The sequence below is a fragment of the Paenibacillus sanguinis 2301083 = DSM 16941 genome (assembly GCF_000374825.1).
Lineage (GTDB): Bacteria > Bacillota > Bacilli > Paenibacillales > Paenibacillaceae > Fontibacillus > Fontibacillus sanguinis.
Genome location: NZ_KB895382.1, coordinates 190,652 through 208,732 on the forward strand (window position 1 = coordinate 190,652; position 18,081 = coordinate 208,732).

13 protein-coding genes and 1 tRNA gene are annotated in these 18,081 nt (G+C 48.4%); 12 read left to right on the plus strand and 2 right to left on the minus strand.

Annotated features, from left to right (window positions below):
* Positions 1-9: 9 nt before the first annotated feature.
* Positions 10-960: an L-lactate dehydrogenase gene (locus C557_RS0113070; RefSeq protein ID WP_018752322.1), complete on the plus strand. Its 951-nt coding sequence runs from the start codon at positions 10-12 to the stop codon at positions 958-960.
* 39 nt (positions 961-999) lie between these two features.
* Here C557_RS0113070 and C557_RS0113075 read toward each other — a convergent pair whose 3' ends face one another.
* Entirely contained in the window at positions 1,000-1,830 is an 831-nt protein-coding gene (locus C557_RS0113075; protein WP_018752323.1) for an alpha/beta fold hydrolase, read from the minus strand.
* 454 nt (positions 1,831-2,284) lie between these two features.
* Positions 2,285-2,358: transfer RNA gene (locus C557_RS0113080), tRNA-Arg, on the minus strand.
* Between the two features lie 198 nt (positions 2,359-2,556).
* Here C557_RS0113080 and C557_RS0113085 point away from each other — a divergent pair.
* The 11 genes from C557_RS0113085 (at position 2,557) to C557_RS0113135 (ending at position 18,034) form a co-directional block, all read left to right on the plus strand.
* Positions 2,557-3,441: a hypothetical protein gene (locus C557_RS0113085; protein WP_018752324.1), complete on the plus strand. Its 885-nt coding sequence runs from the start codon at positions 2,557-2,559 to the stop codon at positions 3,439-3,441.
* 170 nt (positions 3,442-3,611) lie between these two features.
* The gene (tig, locus tag C557_RS0113090) at positions 3,612-5,063 is read left to right on the plus strand and encodes a trigger factor (protein WP_018752325.1); all 1,452 of its coding nucleotides are present in this window, start codon (positions 3,612-3,614) and stop codon (positions 5,061-5,063) included.
* 255 nt (positions 5,064-5,318) lie between these two features.
* The gene (gene clpP, locus C557_RS0113095) at positions 5,319-5,909 is read left to right on the plus strand and encodes an ATP-dependent Clp endopeptidase proteolytic subunit ClpP (protein WP_018752326.1); all 591 of its coding nucleotides are present in this window, start codon (positions 5,319-5,321) and stop codon (positions 5,907-5,909) included.
* 12 nt (positions 5,910-5,921) lie between these two features.
* On the plus strand, positions 5,922-7,184 hold the full coding sequence (gene clpX / locus C557_RS0113100) for an ATP-dependent protease ATP-binding subunit ClpX (RefSeq protein WP_018752327.1): 1,263 nt from the start codon (positions 5,922-5,924) through the stop codon (positions 7,182-7,184).
* 104 nt (positions 7,185-7,288) lie between these two features.
* A complete protein-coding gene (gene ispG / locus C557_RS0113105; RefSeq protein ID WP_018752328.1) occupies positions 7,289-8,410 on the plus strand; it encodes a flavodoxin-dependent (E)-4-hydroxy-3-methylbut-2-enyl-diphosphate synthase in 1,122 nt (373 codons plus the stop codon).
* Positions 8,411-8,535: 125 nt separating this feature from the next.
* Positions 8,536-10,254, plus strand: a complete 1,719-nt coding sequence (lonB, locus tag C557_RS0113110; RefSeq protein ID WP_018752329.1) for an ATP-dependent protease LonB — start codon at positions 8,536-8,538, stop codon at positions 10,252-10,254.
* A 147-nt stretch (positions 10,255-10,401) separates the two neighbouring features.
* On the plus strand, positions 10,402-12,741 hold the full coding sequence (lon, locus tag C557_RS0113115; protein ID WP_026263465.1) for an endopeptidase La: 2,340 nt from the start codon (positions 10,402-10,404) through the stop codon (positions 12,739-12,741).
* Between the two features lie 48 nt (positions 12,742-12,789).
* Positions 12,790-13,449 (plus strand): ribosome biogenesis GTP-binding protein YihA/YsxC, encoded by a 660-nt coding sequence (gene yihA / locus C557_RS0113120; RefSeq protein WP_018752331.1) that lies wholly within the window; start codon positions 12,790-12,792, stop codon positions 13,447-13,449.
* Between the two features lie 185 nt (positions 13,450-13,634).
* Positions 13,635-14,222, plus strand: coding sequence for a hypothetical protein (locus tag C557_RS0113125; protein WP_018752332.1), 588 nt, complete (start codon positions 13,635-13,637; stop codon positions 14,220-14,222).
* A gap of 309 nt (positions 14,223-14,531) precedes the next feature.
* A complete protein-coding gene (locus C557_RS0113130; protein ID WP_018752333.1) occupies positions 14,532-16,823 on the plus strand; it encodes an AraC family transcriptional regulator in 2,292 nt (763 codons plus the stop codon).
* A 257-nt stretch (positions 16,824-17,080) separates the two neighbouring features.
* Positions 17,081-18,034, plus strand: coding sequence for an ABC transporter permease (locus C557_RS0113135; protein ID WP_018752334.1), 954 nt, complete (start codon positions 17,081-17,083; stop codon positions 18,032-18,034).
* Positions 18,035-18,081: the final 47 nt, after the last annotated feature.

Consider the following 18,081-nt stretch of genomic DNA (forward strand, 5'->3'; position numbering starts at 1 on the left):
GGCGGACGTATGGCTATAAAAGCAAGGAAGGTAAGCATCGTTGGTTCTGGTTTGGTAGGGACCGCCTGCGCTTACTCCATGATTAATCAATCGATCAGCGACGAGATCATGATGATTGACCGAACCTATGAGCGGGCGGTGGCTAATGCACTGGATCTTTCACATTGTATGGATTTTACCTCGACCCGTACCAAGGTTTCGGCTGGACGGATGGAGGATTGCAGTGACGTCGATGTGGTAGTGCTGACGGCTGGGGCTAATCCAAAGCCGGGGCAAACCAGACTGGATGTGCTGGAGGATGCGGAGAAGATCACGCGTGATATCGTACAACGCATCGTAGAGGGCGGCTTTCAGGGAGTTTTCGTGGTTGCAGCCAATCCCGTGGATATCGTAACACATATTGTACGTGATGTGTCAGGTTTTCCGCGCAATCGCGTAATCGGAACAGGGACCTCTATTGATTCTGCTCGCTTAAAGACGCTGTTGTCCGAGGTTTTTGAAATTGACCCGCGCAGTGTGAACGGGTACGCGATGGGGGAGCATGGAGATTCACAGTTTGTTGCCTGGTCTCATGTTACGATTGGCGGCAAGCCGCTACTGCATATCCTTGAGCAGCATAAGGAGCGGTTCGCTCACGTAAACCTGAACGATATCGCTCGCAAGACAAGAGATGCAGGCTGGGAAATTTTCACGCGCAAGGGCAATACACAATTTGGTATCGGGAATGCCTTGGCGTACATTGTACGTTCCATCCTTAATGATGATCATAAGATCATTGCCGTATCGGCGGTTCTGGAAGGTGAATATGGTCAGTCCGGCGTGTGTGTAGGAGTGCCGGCGATTATTGGAGAGGGCGGCATTGAAGAAGTGCTGGAGCTGCAATTATCTCCGGAGGAACAGCTATTATTTGAACGCTCCTGCGGAATAATTCAATCTGCTATGGCGAGTCTGACGCATTAGTCAGGTCTGACTTGTTAGTTAATGAAGGAACCGATGGAATTAGGCTAGATGGGGAGCGGTAAGAGAGCTGAAAAATTCTAATACAATGGATTCAAACACTTCAGGGTATTCCAAATTTGCAAGATGTGATGCATTTTCCATTATGATCTTTTTAGATGAATTTATTTCTTTATGGATAAGGTTTGCAATATTCTGAAAATCCTCCACATCGTGGTCGCCAATCACTATCAGAATCGGTATTTTAATATTTCTCAATTTTAAGACATTATCCTCTTCTTCAATTTCTATACTTTTGGTATCCGGTTCTTCTTTCATTAATGCTTTCATTTGCATATCTACTACTAAGTCTTTGATATCTTGTCGTACAGCATCCACAGGTCTGTCTCGCAAAATCCAGGTATTGAAATTCAATGCTGCAATTTTCTCAAAATCTTTCGACTGCAACAGTTTATCTTCTTCATCATAATAAGCAAGCAGAAATTGAGAATCATGCCAACCGCTGACTGCAGGTGCCATCAATACAATGCCCTGACAGATGTCCTGATTAGACAATACAAAGTCAAGTGCAATTTTCCCCCCAAAGGATGCGGCTACAATATAGGTGTTTTCAGCTTTTAAATAGTGAAGTAATTCTTTTAATATTTCGTTGTAGGAATACTCTCCACCTGTAAAATCACTTAAGCCATAACCGGGCAGGTCCATTCTGATTGTTCTGTAATAATTAGACATATTCTTAAATTCTCTATCCCACATACGACGATCTGTGATACCTGCATGGATGAAAAGTAAGTTTTCCCCTTCGCCTTGAGCTTCAAAATAAATATCAGCACCGTTGGCATGAAAGATTCCTTTGTTATTGCTCGCGTCCATTTTCCAGCTCCTTTTTGATTTGAACTGCATTCACTCTAATAATACCAGCAACTCGTGATAATGTGCAGGAAGAGTTATTTTAGAATATCTGTATTTCGCTTCATTTCTATAATGGGGGCTTGAAATAATAGTGGAGCCTGTTGGCCTGAGAAAGGGTTTCAGAATTTCGGATGACATCATACAGAAATAATTGCTTCATCTAATAGATGGGATAGACGGATCAGGAAAAGAGTCCCTGTCTATAGATTTGGTTCCTGACGACTACTCTCGAAGTAGGTCAAATAGTTTTAATGCTAGTTGTAATCGGTTAAGGTGGCGGCTACTCGCGCTCCGGCGCGAGACTCCGTTCGCCAGTCTGCCAAGGTATAGACTGTCTTACTACGACGAACCCCTTATGGGGTTCTCATCCCGTTGGGACGACAAAAGGCTCCCTAAAAGGAGCCTTTATCATATACGTCCCAGGAGGGATTCGAACCCCCGACCGACGGCTTAGAAGGCCGTTGCTCTATCCAGCTGAGCTACTGGGACATCTCGATATGAAAATGCAAGCAAAAAATATATTATCATAGGAGCAGGAAAGAAGCAAGGTAAAATATGTGATTTGTTGGTGACCACTGCTTTTTTGTCTTCCTCCAAGACTGTGCTATAATCTCAATTAACTGAAATACGGAGATAGGAGGTGCCCTTATCAGCGGATTACGACCCGAGGAGAAGGATAACGTCGTTTTGTTCCCGAAGACGTTGGATTATTATCAAATTGAATTGACTCGCATGTTGGAAACGGAGCGATACGGAGAAGCGGTGGAATTGTTGCAATTCCTGCTGCAATGTCAGGGTGAAGATCCGCGCCACTATGAGGAATGGCAAGCCTTGCTCGATTGGCTTATCGATGCGTTCCCTGCCTTGAAAGATGGTGCCTATGGAGCCGTGGCTGACGAAGAGGATGAAGAGACCGAGGAATCACTGGCTCGCCGACATGTGGAGGCGAAGCTGGCTGAGGATCCTGCTTATATGGACAAATTGCTGCAAGCTGCCATGGGTCGGCCCTTCTCGGAGCAAACCCTGCTTGCTCTCGATCAACTGGCCTATGTGAATCAGGGGGAAGTTGACGAAGCGTTGACCAACTGGTTAAGCGAGACGGAACTCCATCCGATGCTGCAATATCGAGTGCTCCAGACGCTGTGCCGCCGGGGATATACGGGAACGGTGTCGTTTTTTCGCGGTGGTGAATGGGTCGAGGTGGAGGTCGAGACGGTACCGCTCAAGCCTGAGGACTTTCCTGCGGCGGTACAAGCTGTTCAGGAGCGTGTGGCACAGCAGACGCAAGTGCATGATCCAACCTTGTTTTATTTCGCGCAGGAATTATGGCTGCAATTGGTCATGGCACTCTACGGCACGGCAGATTATCGCTCATTGCTTGGCGATGAGGATGCGGTGCTTGACGTTTGGGCTGCTGCCCTGCATCAAATGGTGGCGGACAGCCTGCCAGGAGGAAAGACGGAGGAAGAAATCCGCTCGCTTTATGGTATTACCGATGAATTGAGGCTCCGTTACGAGCAGGTGTGCCGAACATTTGGCAAATTTATGTCAACAAGCCAAATACGTAATTAATAGCCCGTATTTGAGCCTGCTCTTGTAAAAAAATCTATTGTTGTTTATAATATAGTGGTTATTCTGAACGTGCTCATAGAGACAGCTATACTGATTCCTGATAGCTGCTTTATTCGCGATTCGGGCTCAGTATTTAAAGTATATGTGAAATTTGGAGGGGAAGGCATAAAATGAAAGCAACTTGGGAAAAAATAGAGAAGAACCTCGGCGTTCTTGAGGTTGAAGTGGATGCGGAACGTGTATCCGCAGCACTGGATAAAGCTTTTCAAAAAGTAGTAAAAAAAGCAATCGTACCTGGATTCCGTAAAGGTAAAGTGCCTCGGTCCATCTTTGAAGCTCGTTACGGTGTGGAAAGCTTGTATCAAGATGCGATCGACATTTTGTTGCCGGAGGCTTACAGTGCTGCGATCGATCAAACTGACATCTTCCCTGTGGATCGTCCTGAAGTAGACGTAGAGCAATTTGCTAAAGGACAAGCATTCAAATTCAAAGCTAAAATTACTGTAAAACCTGAAGTGAAGCTTGGCGAATATAAAGGCGTAGAAGTACCGGCTGTTAACGTTGAAGTGAGTGAAGAAGAGCTTGCTGAAGAGCTGGAACGCTTGCAACAACGCCATGCTGAACTTATTGTTATCGATGAGGAGCCTGCTCAAAACGGCGATATCGTTGTTATCGACTTTGACGGTTACGTCGATGGTGTTCCTTTCGAGGGCGGCAAAGCGGAGCGTCATTCTCTGGAACTGGGAAGCAATACCTTTATTCCTGGCTTTGAAGAACAAGTGGTTGGATTGGCTACTGGCGACTTTAAGGATTTAACAGTAACCTTCCCGGAAACCTACCATGCCAAAGAATTAGCCAGCAAAGAAGCGGTCTTCAAAGTGAAAGTGCATGAAATCAAACGCAAACAGCTGCCTGAACTGGACGATGAGTTCGCCAAAGACGTTAGCGAATTTGATACTCTTGCTGAGTTCAAGGAAGATTTGAAGAGCCAACTGGCCAAACGTAAAGAGCAAGAAGGCAAAGCAGCTCGTGAATCCGCCCTGGTGGACAAGATTGGCGAAAGCGTAGAAGTCGAAATTCCTGAAGCCATGATCAGAGGCGAAGTGGACAATATGGTCCGCGATTTCGACAACCGTCTTCGTTCCCAAGGAATGGATATGGACATGTTCCTGGGCTTTTCCGGTCAAACATTGGACGATCTCAGAGCGCAAATGCAAGGTGACGCTGAGAAGCGTGTTCGTAATAACCTGGCATTGGAGCAAATCGCCAAAGAAGAGAAGTTTGAAGTTACTGAAGATGAGGTCAACAAAGAACTTAACAATATGGCGGAAGCTTACAAACGTTCCCCAGAAGAAATTCGCAACATTCTTGCAGCCAATGGTTCGCTTGCCGGGTTGAAAGAAGAAATTCTGATCCGCAAAACGATCGATTTCTTGCTGGAGAACTGTAAGGAAGTTCCTGCTGAAAAAGCGGAAGCGCCAAAGGCAAAAGCAGACAAGGAAGCAAAAGCAGACAAAACAGAAAAAGAAGCAAAACCGGCAGCCAAGAAGACGACGAAGAAAACGGCCAAGGCGGCAGATGCTGACAAAAAAGAAGCAGAAGCAGCCAAAGATGAAGAATAGTAGTTCATTATTCTTCCAGCGGAAGCTTCGCCTGAATACATGATTACAGTTAGGGCACGTATACTCAAATGCGTGCCTTAATTTTTCATCGTTTTGCGATACATATATTTCCATTTAGTGGGTCCAGGCTTCCGGTTATATAATATGTGGAGGCCAACATAAACTGTATGGTGTGAAAAATGACATGACGCTTTGAACATGGTAGAATGTTTCTGTAAGCGCAAGGGAAACTGAAAAGGAAAAGAGGTTGGTCACATGAGTCTGGTGCCTATGGTCGTAGAACAGACGAGTCGTGGAGAGCGTTCTTACGACATCTATTCGAGACTCCTTAAAGATCGCATTATTTTTCTCAGTAACGCAATTGATGATGAAGTTGCCAATCTCGTGATTGCTCAACTGTTGTTTTTGGCGGCTGAGGACCCTGAAAAAGATATTCACCTGTACATCAATTCTCCGGGTGGTTCCGTGACTGCGGGGATGGGTATATATGATACAATGCAATTCATTAAGCCCGATGTGTCCACCATTTGTGTGGGAATGGCGGCAAGTATGGGATCTTTGCTGTTAACAGCGGGGGCTCCAGGAAAACGTTTTGCGCTTCCTAACAGTGAAGTTATGATCCATCAACCGCTTGGTGGGGTGCGTGGTCAGGCTGCGGATATCAAAATCCATGCCGACTGGATTATTAAGACCAAGCAGAAATTAAACCAAATCTATGTGGATCGTACGGGTCAACCCCTTGAAAAGATCGAGCGCGACACAGACCGCGACTTCTTCATGAGTGCGGAGGATGCTGCTGCTTACGGGATTATCGACCGGGTCATCAACAAGCCCACTAATTTGTAAAGGGGTGTTTACATGTTTAAGTTTAACGACGAAAAAGGTCAACTCAAATGCTCATTCTGCGGCAAATCGCAGGAGCAGGTTCGTAAGCTTGTAGCAGGACCGGGCGTTTATATATGTGATGAATGCATCGAGTTGTGTACCGAAATTGTAGAGGAAGAGCTTGGTCATGAGGAGGAGCTGGACCTTAAGGAAATTCCGAAACCAAAGGAAATTCGCGATATTCTGGATCAGTATGTCATCGGTCAGGAACAAGCTAAGAAATCGTTGTCCGTTGCGGTGTATAACCATTACAAACGGGTAAACACACAAAGCAAGATCGAGGATGTGGAGTTACAGAAGAGTAACATCCTGTTGCTTGGACCAACAGGCTCCGGTAAGACGTTGTTGGCCCAAACGATGGCCAAAATTTTGAATGTGCCGTTCGCTATCGCTGATGCTACCTCCTTGACGGAGGCTGGTTATGTTGGTGAGGACGTAGAGAATATTTTGTTGAAGCTGATTCAAGCCGCCGATTATGATGTAGAGAAGGCGGAACGCGGCATTATTTATATCGATGAAATCGATAAGGTTGCGCGCAAGTCGGAGAATCCTTCAATTACTCGTGATGTATCCGGAGAAGGGGTTCAGCAGGCTTTGCTGAAAATCCTGGAGGGTACGGTTGCTTCGGTGCCGCCCCAAGGTGGACGCAAGCATCCACATCAGGAATTTATCCAGATCGATACGACCAACATCTTGTTCATTTGCGGCGGTGCCTTTGATGGCCTTGAGCAAATGATCAAACGCCGGATCGGCAAGAAAGTCATTGGCTTTAATGCGGTCAGCGATGGACAAAAAGAGCTTAAACCGGGCGAATACCTGTCCATGGTGTTGCCAGAGGATCTACTCAAATTCGGCTTGATTCCTGAATTTGTAGGTCGTCTGCCAGTTATTTCGACCTTGGAGCCGCTCGATGAGAAGACTTTGGTTCGTATTCTATCCGAGCCGAAGAACGCGCTTGTCAAGCAATATCAGAAGCTCCTTGAACTGGATAACGTCAGTCTGCAATTTGAACCGAAGGCGCTTGAGGCGATCGCTCAAGAGGCGATCAAGCGCAATACGGGGGCACGGGGACTTCGTGCCATCATTGAAGGCATTATGCTGGATGTGATGTATGAAGTACCATCCCGCAACGATGTGACGGACTGTGTGATTACTGAGCAAGTAGTTCAGGAGAAGGCGGTGCCTGAATTAAGCGCCACAACCAAGAAGAACAAAAAACAAGAAGAAAGCGCGTAAGCTATCGCGTAAAATAAAGACCGGGGTCTCCACCTTTGCGCTTGATCTGCCTGCCAAGGCTCTTCGCAGGGGTGGAGTTTGGTCGTTATGGGAGAGACTGAAGAATGACATACTTGAGACAAGATACGCGGCCCGTCAAGATTGGTAATTTGACGATCGGCGGCAGCAACGAAGTGATCATCCAGAGTATGTGTACGACAAAGACGGCCGATGTGGCTGCTACGGTCGCAGAAATCCTCCGGTTGGAGGAGGCCGGCTGCCAACTGGTACGCGTGACGGTGAACAATGAAGAAGCAGCTGCGGCGATCAAGGAAATCAAGAAACAAATTCATATCCCCCTTGTTGCCGATATTCACTTTAACTATAAGCTGGCTTTGTTAGCTATCGAGAACGGTATCGATAAGGTACGGATTAATCCGGGAAATATCGGACGCCGTGAGAAGGTTGAGGCTGTAGTGAAAGCCTGTAAGGAGCGGGGGATTCCGATCCGTATCGGTGTAAATGCCGGCTCCCTTGAGAATCACTTGCTGGAGAAATACGGTTATCCCACCCCGGAAGCTATGGTGGAAAGTGCCTTGTTCCATATTGGAATACTGGAGGAGCTGGATTTTCACGATATTATTGTATCCTTGAAGGCTTCTGATGTGCCAATGGCGATCGCAGCTTATTCCAAGGCGGCAGAGGTTATTCCTTATCCATTGCATCTGGGCATCACGGAGGCCGGGACTCTGTTCTCGGGGACAGTGAAGAGCGCAGCGGGTATCGGTGCATTGCTATCTCAAGGTATTGGCTCGACGCTGCGCATATCCTTGAGTGCCGACCCTGTCGAGGAAGTAAAGGTTGCTCGTGAGCTGCTCAAGACCTTTGGGCTTATTACGAACGCAGCAACCTTAGTATCTTGCCCGACCTGTGGGCGACTGGATATTGACCTGTTCTCTATTGCCAATGAGGTTGAGGATTACATCGCTAACCTGAAGGTGCCGATTAAGGTGTCTGTTCTGGGATGTGCCGTTAACGGTCCGGGCGAAGCTCGTGAAGCTGACATCGGAATTGCTGGTGCTCGCGGCGAAGGCTTGCTGTTCCGCTATGGCCAGATGATCCGAAAGGTGCCTGAAGCGGAGCTATTAAATGAATTAAAGAAGGAAATTGACAATATCGTGGAGGTTTTCGAGGCGACGGGAGAAATACCTGGACGCAAGGAACATCGTCCCCACGCCAATCCGTAATCATCCATACTAACCTTCTGTAGCCTTGAGAAAGACTACAGAAGGTTTTTTTGCATTTTGTTTGATGATGGAGGGAAAAGGCTATACTACCAAGTAACAGTCAAAGTGTGGGAGGCCTAACGAATATGGAGCTAAATGTCATTTTGATCGCAGTTCAGATGTTTTTTGCGATTGTCATTGGGATGTATTTCTGGAATCAATTGCGCAGCCAGAAAGGAAATCGCGTGGCGATCGACCGGGAGTCGCGTAAAGAAATGGAGAAGCTGCGCAAGCTGCGCGCAGTATCGCTGACCAAACCGCTCGCCGAACGTACACGCCCGGCTACGATGGATGATATCGTTGGGCAGAAGGATGGATTGCGGGCTTTGAAGGCGGCATTGTGCAGCGCCAATCCTCAGCATGTGATTATCTATGGACCGCCTGGCGTGGGAAAGACAGCCGCTGCTCGCGTGGTGATGGAGGAAGCGAAGAAGAATCCAGTGTCTCCGTTCAAGTCGAACGCCAAGTTTACAGAAATAGATGCAACGATTGCCCGGTTTGATGAACGGGGGATTGCCGATCCATTAATTGGCTCGGTGCACGATCCTATCTATCAAGGTGCGGGTGCTATGGGGATTGCCGGTGTCCCGCAGCCTAAACCGGGAGCGGTCACCAAGGCGCATGGCGGCATTTTGTTTATTGATGAGATAGGCGAGCTGCATACGATCCAGATGAATAAGCTGCTGAAAGTACTGGAGGATCGCAAGGTCTATTTGGAGAGCGCCTATTACAATTCGGAGGATACAGGCACACCTGCCTATATTCACGATATTTTCCAAAATGGCTTGCCCGCGGATTTTCGTCTGGTCGGCGCAACAACACGCTCTCCACAGGAGATTCCTGCGGCTCTTCGCTCTCGCTGTATGGAAATTTACTTCCGGCCCTTGCTGCCTGAAGAGATCGCCCAAATTGCCGAAGATGCCGTTGGACGAATTGGCTTTCAACCTTGTCCGGAGGCAGTGGAGGTCATTAAGAAATATGCTACGAATGGCAGGGAGGCCGTTAACATGGTGCAGTTGGCGGCTGGACTGGCCTTGACGGAGTCACGGGATCACCTGCTGTCCTCAGATCTGGAATGGGTGGCTACGAGCAGTCAGCTGGCTCCTCGACCGGACCGCAAAATCCCTGCCGGTCCAGCCGTGGGTGTGGTAAACGGGCTGGCGGTATACGGTGCGAACATGGGAACCTTGCTGGAGATTGAGGCTACAGCGGTGCCTGTGGATAAAGGTAAGGGGGTTTATCATATTACAGGCGTTGTGGATGAAGAGGAAATCGGTGGAGGCAGCCGGACGCTGCGGCGCAAAAGTATGGCCAAGGGCTCGGTGGAGAATGTGCTGACGGTATTGCAGCGCATTGGTCTGAACCCGTCGAATTATGATTTGCATATCAACTTCCCGGGGGGAACTCCGATTGATGGTCCTTCGGCTGGACTGGCGATCGCTACAGCAGTAGCCTCGGCAATCAAGCAAGTACCGGTGAATCATCAGATTGCCATGACGGGAGAACTCGGCATTCATGGCAAGGTCAAGCCGGTCGGCGGTGTCGTATCCAAGGTAGAGGCGGCGCTGCAAGCGGGAGCCTTGACCGTACTGATCCCCAAGGACAACTGGCAGTCCTTGTTCGAAGGTCTTGAAGGCTTGCGAGTCATTCCGGTTGAAACGCTGGCGGAAGTGTTCCAGCATGTATTTGGCCCTGAGGTAGAGAAGAGCCTGGAGGTGTCCATGGGTGGGGAGCATTTTGCCCCGGCATCGACTCCGGCGTCCTTCCTGCATGCGGAGTCGCCTTCGCAGGGTGGAGTCATTTAGCACGGCGCGATGAATCATAAGCTACATGGGGTTGAGTTGACGGGGAGCGATTGCTGCATTGGCAGCCGCTCCCCGTTGGTGTTTTTATAGAACATTTGCTAAAATAGCAATGATATCTACTGAGAACGTTTGGGAGGTGCATAAGTGGTGGGACCCTATAAGTCGAAGGGCCGGCGCTTTCCGCTGTTGCCACTGCGGGGCCTTCTCGTCTATCCGAGCATGGTGCTGCACTTGGATGTAGGACGGGAAAAATCCGTAAAGGCTTTGGAAAAGGCCATGGTCGAAGATAATCTGATTCTCCTCTGTTCTCAATCTGAAGTGAACATAGAAGAACCAAGCCAGGAAGATATATTCCGCATCGGAACGGTTGCGAAGGTGCGGCAAATGCTTAAGCTGCCTAACGGTACTATCCGTGTGCTGGTTGAAGGCATGGAACGCGCTGAAATCATGGAGTATTTGGATAATGAGGAATATTACGAGGTTATGGCCAAAGAGCGTCCGGAAGAAGAGAATGATGATCCGGAGGTTGAAGCGCTGATGCGCACGGTGCTAACCCAGTTTGAACATTATATTAACCTGTCCAAGAAGGTCACGCCTGAGACGTTGGCCGCCGTGTCCGATATTGAGGAGGCGGGGCGTCTTGCCGACGTTATTACCAGCCATCTTTCCCTCAAGATCAAGGATAAGCAGGAAATTCTGGAGACCGTCGATGTCCGCAAGCGGCTAGAGAAGCTGCTCGACATTCTGAATAACGAACGTGAAGTGCTTGAACTGGAACGCAAAATTAATCAACGCGTCAAGAAGCAGATGGAGAAAACCCAAAAGGAATATTATTTGCGCGAACAGATGAAGGCGATTCAGAAGGAGCTTGGCGAGAAGGAAGGACGGGCCGGAGAGGCGGAAGAGCTTCGCGCGCAATTGCAGGAAAAGGAGCTTCCGGATAAGGTACGGGAGAAGGTCGATAAGGAGATTGATCGTCTGGAAAAAATGCCGGCCAGCTCTGCTGAAGGGGGCGTCATCCGCAATTACGTAGATTGGCTGCTCAGCTTGCCATGGAGTGAGCGGACAGAGGATGACTTGGATCTAGCCAAGGCGGAGCAGGTACTTAATGAAGATCATTATGGACTGGAGAAGCCGAAAGAACGCGTCCTGGAATACCTGGCTGTACAGAAGCTGGTCAAGAAACTGAAAGGGCCAATTCTTTGTCTGGTGGGCCCTCCGGGAGTTGGTAAAACCTCGTTAGCCCGCTCCATTGCTCGCTCGCTTGGTCGTGAGTTCGTGCGTATTTCGTTAGGCGGAGTACGTGATGAGGCCGAAATTCGCGGCCATCGCCGCACTTACGTGGGCGCCATGCCAGGACGAATTATTCAAGGGATGAAGGCAGCAGGGACTTTGAATCCGGTATTTCTGTTAGACGAAATTGATAAGATGGCCTCTGATTTCCGTGGCGATCCTTCATCGGCATTGCTTGAGGTGCTAGACCCGGAACAAAACAATACGTTCAGTGACCACTTCGTTGAAGTGCCATTTGACTTATCCAACGTCATGTTTGTCACCACGGCCAATGCCGTGCATAATATTCCCCGCCCATTGCTAGACCGGATGGAAATGCTATTCATCCCCGGCTATACGGAGCTTGAGAAGCTGGAAATCGCAGGCCGCTATCTGTTGCCCAAGCAGAAGAAAGAGCATGGCCTGGAGCCTGATCAGCTTGAGATTGGTCAAGATGTCTTATTAAAGGTGATTCGCGAGTATACAAGGGAATCAGGCGTGCGTAATCTGGAGCAGCAGGTGGCAGCCCTTTGCCGTAAGGCGGCCAAGCAGATTGTGTCGACGCAGGAAACAGAACAAATTGCGATCGCACCTGATGATGTCAAGGATTACTTGGGAACTGGCAAATTCCGTTATGGCATGGCCGAAATGGAAGACCAGATCGGTACGGTGACCGGACTTGCCTGGACCGAAGTGGGGGGAGAGACGCTGGTCATCGAGGTAACGGTTGTTCCCGGAACAGGCAAGCTAACCTTGACTGGCAAGCTGGGTGACGTTATGAAGGAGTCAGCGCAGGCGGCATTCAGTTATACCCGCTCTAAGGCAGGAGAGCTTGGCATTGCGTCAGACTTCCATGAGAAGAACGATGTGCATATCCATATCCCCGAGGGGGCCATTCCGAAGGATGGTCCATCCGCAGGGATTACGATTGCTACGGCTCTGATCTCTGCGCTTACTCATCGGCATGTCTCCAAGGAGGTTGCGATGACCGGAGAGATTACGCTACGGGGCCGAGTATTGCCCATCGGTGGGCTTAAAGAGAAATCCCTGGCTGCTCATCGTGCGGGATATCGCAAGGTGCTGCTGCCGAAGGATAACGAACGGGATCTGGGAGACATTCCGGAGAGCGTGAAAGAAGATATGGTGTTCATACCTGTGTCCCACATGGATCAGGTGTTGGAACATGCGTTAGTTGAACAGCCCAAGTTGCATTGACGCACAAGGTTAGAGGCTGTTTGCACGCAAGCAGAGAGGATTGAATCGATGAAAGTAACAAATGCCGAGTTTGTAATCAGTGCTGTGGGTCCCAAGCAATATCCTGAGGACGGCTTGCCGGAGATTGCGTTGGCTGGTCGCTCCAATGTGGGCAAGTCATCGCTGATTAACCGGATGATCCAGCGTAAAAATCTGGCCAGAACAAGCTCTACCCCCGGCAAGACCCAGCATCTCAATTATTACCGAATCAATGAGGAACTGTACTTCGTGGATGTTCCTGGATATGGTTATGCGAAGGTCTCCAAGACCCAGCGAGAGCAATGGGGGAAGATGATTGAGCAATACCTGCAGGAGCGCGAGACGCTCCGGCTGGTGCTGCAAATCATTGACCTCCGGCATCCGCCGACCAAGGATGATGAGTTGATGTACGACTGGCTGAAGGCGTTTGATCTTCCGGTGTGTGTCGTGGCAACCAAGGCGGACAAGATTCCAAAGTCGCGCTGGCAGAAGCATATGAAGATTGTACGTGAAGGCTTGGCGCTTCGGGCCGGCGATCCGATCGTACTTTTCTCCTCGGAGGAAGGCACTGGCAAGGATGAGCTATGGGCCCTGATTAGCCAGCATGTCAAGGCGGAGGAATCCGGCAGAGAAGAGGGAACGGATGTCTCCGAAGACCCTGTGCGGAATTCAGTGGAAACCGATGGATAGCAAAGAGATTTAGAGCGGTCTAGGTAGGAAAGTGAGCATGTAGCGGGAATGCTATGGTTAAAAACGGCTTAATCCTGTTTTTTCTGGAAAATGGCAGAAATTCACGTTTTGGTTGCTGAGCAAAGGCTTTGGATCGTGGTGTATAATGTTGATAAAGCGAAACAATAAGAATTGAGGAGATTTTTATGGCTCAGCGGTTAGCCACAGAGTATGTTAATGCCAATATGCGTTTGTCGGAAGAACAGATGTCCCAATTTATTCACAAGGTATATGACCCGCATGTACGCCAGTACGTCAAGGTGCTTGATCACGGTGGACAGGAGGTTGTGCTGGAGGATGATGGCGGGGAGGAAGTTCGTTTGCCCTTCGACCGCAGAGAAGGATATTACGTCTGTGAGCTGTCCTTCCGTCTGGAGGCACCTCATTTGACCAATGTCATGAGATTGCTGTTTGCCGCGTTCAAAGGCACCGGCATGGTGACAAGGATTTATAACGGGTTCATGATGATGTATTATTATCAGGGAGGACGGGTCCGCAAAATTGTGGAGTATTCCCGGGATTCCTACAAGCTTGTTTTTGAACAGAAGGATGCGGCTGCGAATTTACAGCAGGTGTATATCAATAATGATATCGAAACAGAAATTTCCGGGATTCACAAGCGAATTAACGCGTTGCTTGATGCCCGCTTCGCTAGCAGAGACGCCCTGGAAACGGCAGCAATTGATGACGAACTGCGTAATTGCTCCCGCCGGCTCTTTGCGCTTGAAGCTTAGCAAGTAGAGTTGGGCAGAAGGGGAAATCAGTTCATAAGGTGAACGTCTCGCGCTCGCCAAGATATCTACAACCTGGGTGCTTCAAGAGAATAATTACTTTCGGACTCAGCCTTCTACATTCACCAATTCGTGAGTGGAGGAGGCTGTTGTTCGTTTAACCGATTAGGAATGCAGTAAGGCCGACTCGGTGGGGGTCGGGTTTGACGGATATAGTCTCAATAACCTACAATAATTTGGAAAGCTGCTTCAGAAGCATATTGGAAAATGAAAACGCATACCTTGGCGGAGTGATAGGAATGGAGGCGGACGATGAGTCGATGGTGGTTCAAAAAGCAGATGCTATCTTACCTTCCGCTGTTACTATTGATCATCTTTGTCCTGTTAGGTGCAACCTTCCTGTCAATTGTCCAGCAATCCAAACAAGATGTTGTTCGTGCCAATGGGGTATTTGCAGAGCATGTTCAGCAGATTGTTGATTTCAATCTCAAGGCAGTTGAGACGCAGGTTCTGAACGCGGCACTGCAAAATGAGAAGCTTGCCACTTATTTTTATGAGGAGGAACTGGGCAAACGTTATTTCTATAAATACGAAATCTCTAAAGAGCTGGATAAGATCAAGCTGTCATTGCCATTTATTGAATCGATCTATCTGTATCGCACCGCAGATGAGACGGTGTTGTCTAATGCGATGCTTCTGCCGTTGAACAAGCATGGCGATCAGGCGTTCATTCGGAGCTGGCTGGAACATAGTGAGCGTGATCACAAATGGTCCAATGCACGATCACTTCGTAACAAATATTCAGATCAGCCTGGAGATGTTGTTTCGTTAGTAAGCGCTTACCCTCCTCCAAAGGGTGAAAGTGGACTTATTGTTGTCAATGTGAAGGTGTCCGAACTGCAGCAACTGGTTGCGGAAATGAATCAGGCAGCGGACATTAGCAGTGCAAGGTTAATTGGCAGTAACGGCCTGGATATCTTCAATTCCTCGCTTACGAGCGACATGGAGGAACTACATCACATTGTATCGGACTATACAGGCTGGACGATTGCGACTGGCATACAGGACAACTCGGTTTATACCTTCGCCTCGGGGATGTTCACGGTGATGCTTGGGATTTCCTTTGTTATGTTAATATTGGGCATTGCCTGGATTGTTTATACAGCACGTAGTCAATACAAGCCAATCCATACCATCATGCAGCGTATTGTTTACTTTCGCTCGGCTCAACACGAGATTTTCCAGCCGCAGTCGCAGCCGACGAAGGATGAACTGAAATATATCGAAAAGGCCTTTCAGCATCTTACTAAACAGGTGCTCGAATATGAGCGTGAACAGGAAGAAAGCTTGATGTTCAAGCGTCGACACAAGCTGCGTGAGTTAGTTGCAGGTACCGAAATCTGGAATCGGGATGAATGGAAGAAGGCAGCTGTCAGGCTGAAAGTTTGCGGTTTCTCCACACAGTTGTCGATTGGAATTGTTGAGATCGATCATTACGCGGAATTTGCCAATCGTTACGCTACACGTGATCAGTATTTATTTCAGTTTGTTATGAACAGTGTATCCAAAGAGCTCGCAGGTCAACATGCCGTGAATATATGGGCAGAGTGGCTGGAGGGATCAAGGATGACGATCTTGCTGGTCGATACGAATGGAACCGAACAGCTTACTGAAGGGGATTCATTGAATAGAGATGATCGGGAGCTTCAGGAGAGGGTACATGTGATTGCTGCCAGTCTGTCTGATTGGGTCAGAAATAATCTTGATTTCACAATTTCGATTGGACTCAGCAGGATAATCTCCGATCCGGAGCAGCTATATTTGATTCATGCAGAAGCTCAGGAAGCTCTGAATGACAAGTTCATTCAGGGCAGCGGACGAGTGATTGCTTATGAGGAATTACATGTTGAGAGTCAGCAAGAAGTTTATAGACTGATCCCAAGGATTCGTTCCCTCACCCATGCCTATCGGATTGGAGAAGAGCGCTGGAAAGACGAGATGCATCTCCTATTCGAGGAACTGACCACCGGAGGCTTCGCCAGGAGTGATGTATACTATTTGATTAATCAAATTGTCCATATGCTGCGCAGAGAATTGATGGAGTTCTCTGAGGAGGGGCGGTCGCTATGGAGCCATGATATGTATCCGGCTCTGGAGCGTATGTTGCAAGGAATGGAGACGATTGAAGAGACCAGGCAGCAACTCATGGCATTATTTACCGAGATGGACGGCCGGTTTGCAAAATATCGCGAGTCGCGCAAGCATCATAGTCGGATGCAAGAGGTGCGACAATATATTGAGCGGCACTATGCGAATCCGCATCTGTCACTGAATATGCTGGAGGAGCGATTTGGCATTAGCGGCAAATACATGAGTGCCTTGTTTCGCGAAGAAATTGGCGATAAGTTTGTTGACTTCCTGGCCAAGATGCGCTTGAGTCATGCGGAGCGTCTGTTGCTGGAGACGAATGAGGCGATTCAGCAGATTGCGCTTCAAGTTGGGTATACGAATCCGATGACTTTTATTCGCAGCTTCAAGAAGCATTATGGCATGACACCTGGCGATTATCGCAAACAGGAAAAACGGGAAGGTCCATTGCTTTGAGCTTGTTCAGTTATCCGTTAAGGATGGCTGGTACAGGCTTTTTTCTGCGTGGATAGTGTTTTTTTGTAAAAACGTCAATCACCTGGAATTAACGCAATTGAGAATAAGGTCAACATTCTACCAAATGGAGATTAGTGGAATCTTGATGATTGCTTATCTGCGGGCAACCGCCCTATAGTCGATGTTAGGGTGGTACCACATCATAACATAAGCTAATTTGTTTTTAATGATCTGATTGAGGATGAAGGAGGTTGCGTGTGGCAAACTCAACTGGCGGTGTACTGAAGTTAAGTAATCAGGGTCGGCGCCGACGTGAGGCCAAGCGGAGATTTAGAGAAAACCTGCCGTTGCTCTCATTATTCGTGCCAGTATTGCTGTTCTACTTGATTTTCAAGTATGTACCGATGTTCGGCGCAATTATGGCGTTCAAAAACTACAACTTTACAGATGGCATTCTTCATAGTCCATGGATCGGGTTGGGCAACTTCGAGATCCTGTTCAATAACCCGCAGACGATTAACATTATTCGTAATACACTGGTGCTTAGCGTATTGAATATTGTCGTTGGCTTCCCAATTCCGATTTTGCTCGCTATTCTGCTCAATGAAGTACGCAGACAATGGTTCAAGAAATGGGTGCAGACGCTGGTTTATCTCCCGCATTTCTTCTCCTGGGTTATTGTTGGCGGGATCGTAGTAACGATCTTTGCTGAGCAGAATGGGATTGTGAATGCTGTTCTGGAACGGATGACTGGCAAGACCTTTCCCTTTCTTTATGACGAGAGATCATGGATTGCAATTTTCCTCGGAGCTGGTATTTGGAAGGAAGCCGGATTTAGCACGATTATCTTCCTGGCTGCCATCACGGGCATCGATCCCTCTCTCTATGAAGCGGCGAGCATGGATGGCGCCAGCAAATGGCGGCAGATAATCAATATAACCCTGCCGGGAATTAGTGCCACCATTGTCCTGCTCCTGATCTTGCAGATGGGCAGTGTGATGAGTGTGGGCTTTGATCCTGTGTATGTCCTGCAGAATTCCGGGGTGCACAACGTATCAGAGGTTATCAGTACTTATATCTACAAGGTCGGTATTCAAGGTGGACAGTTCAGCTTGACCTCCGCTATGGGCTTGTTTGAATCAATCGTGGGTTTCGTGCTGGTGTTCAGCGCCAATGTGGTCGCTCGGAGATTTGGCAATGGCCTATGGTAAACAAGACCATAGGCAATCAGCGGCTGCTGATACAGAGGGAGGGCGAG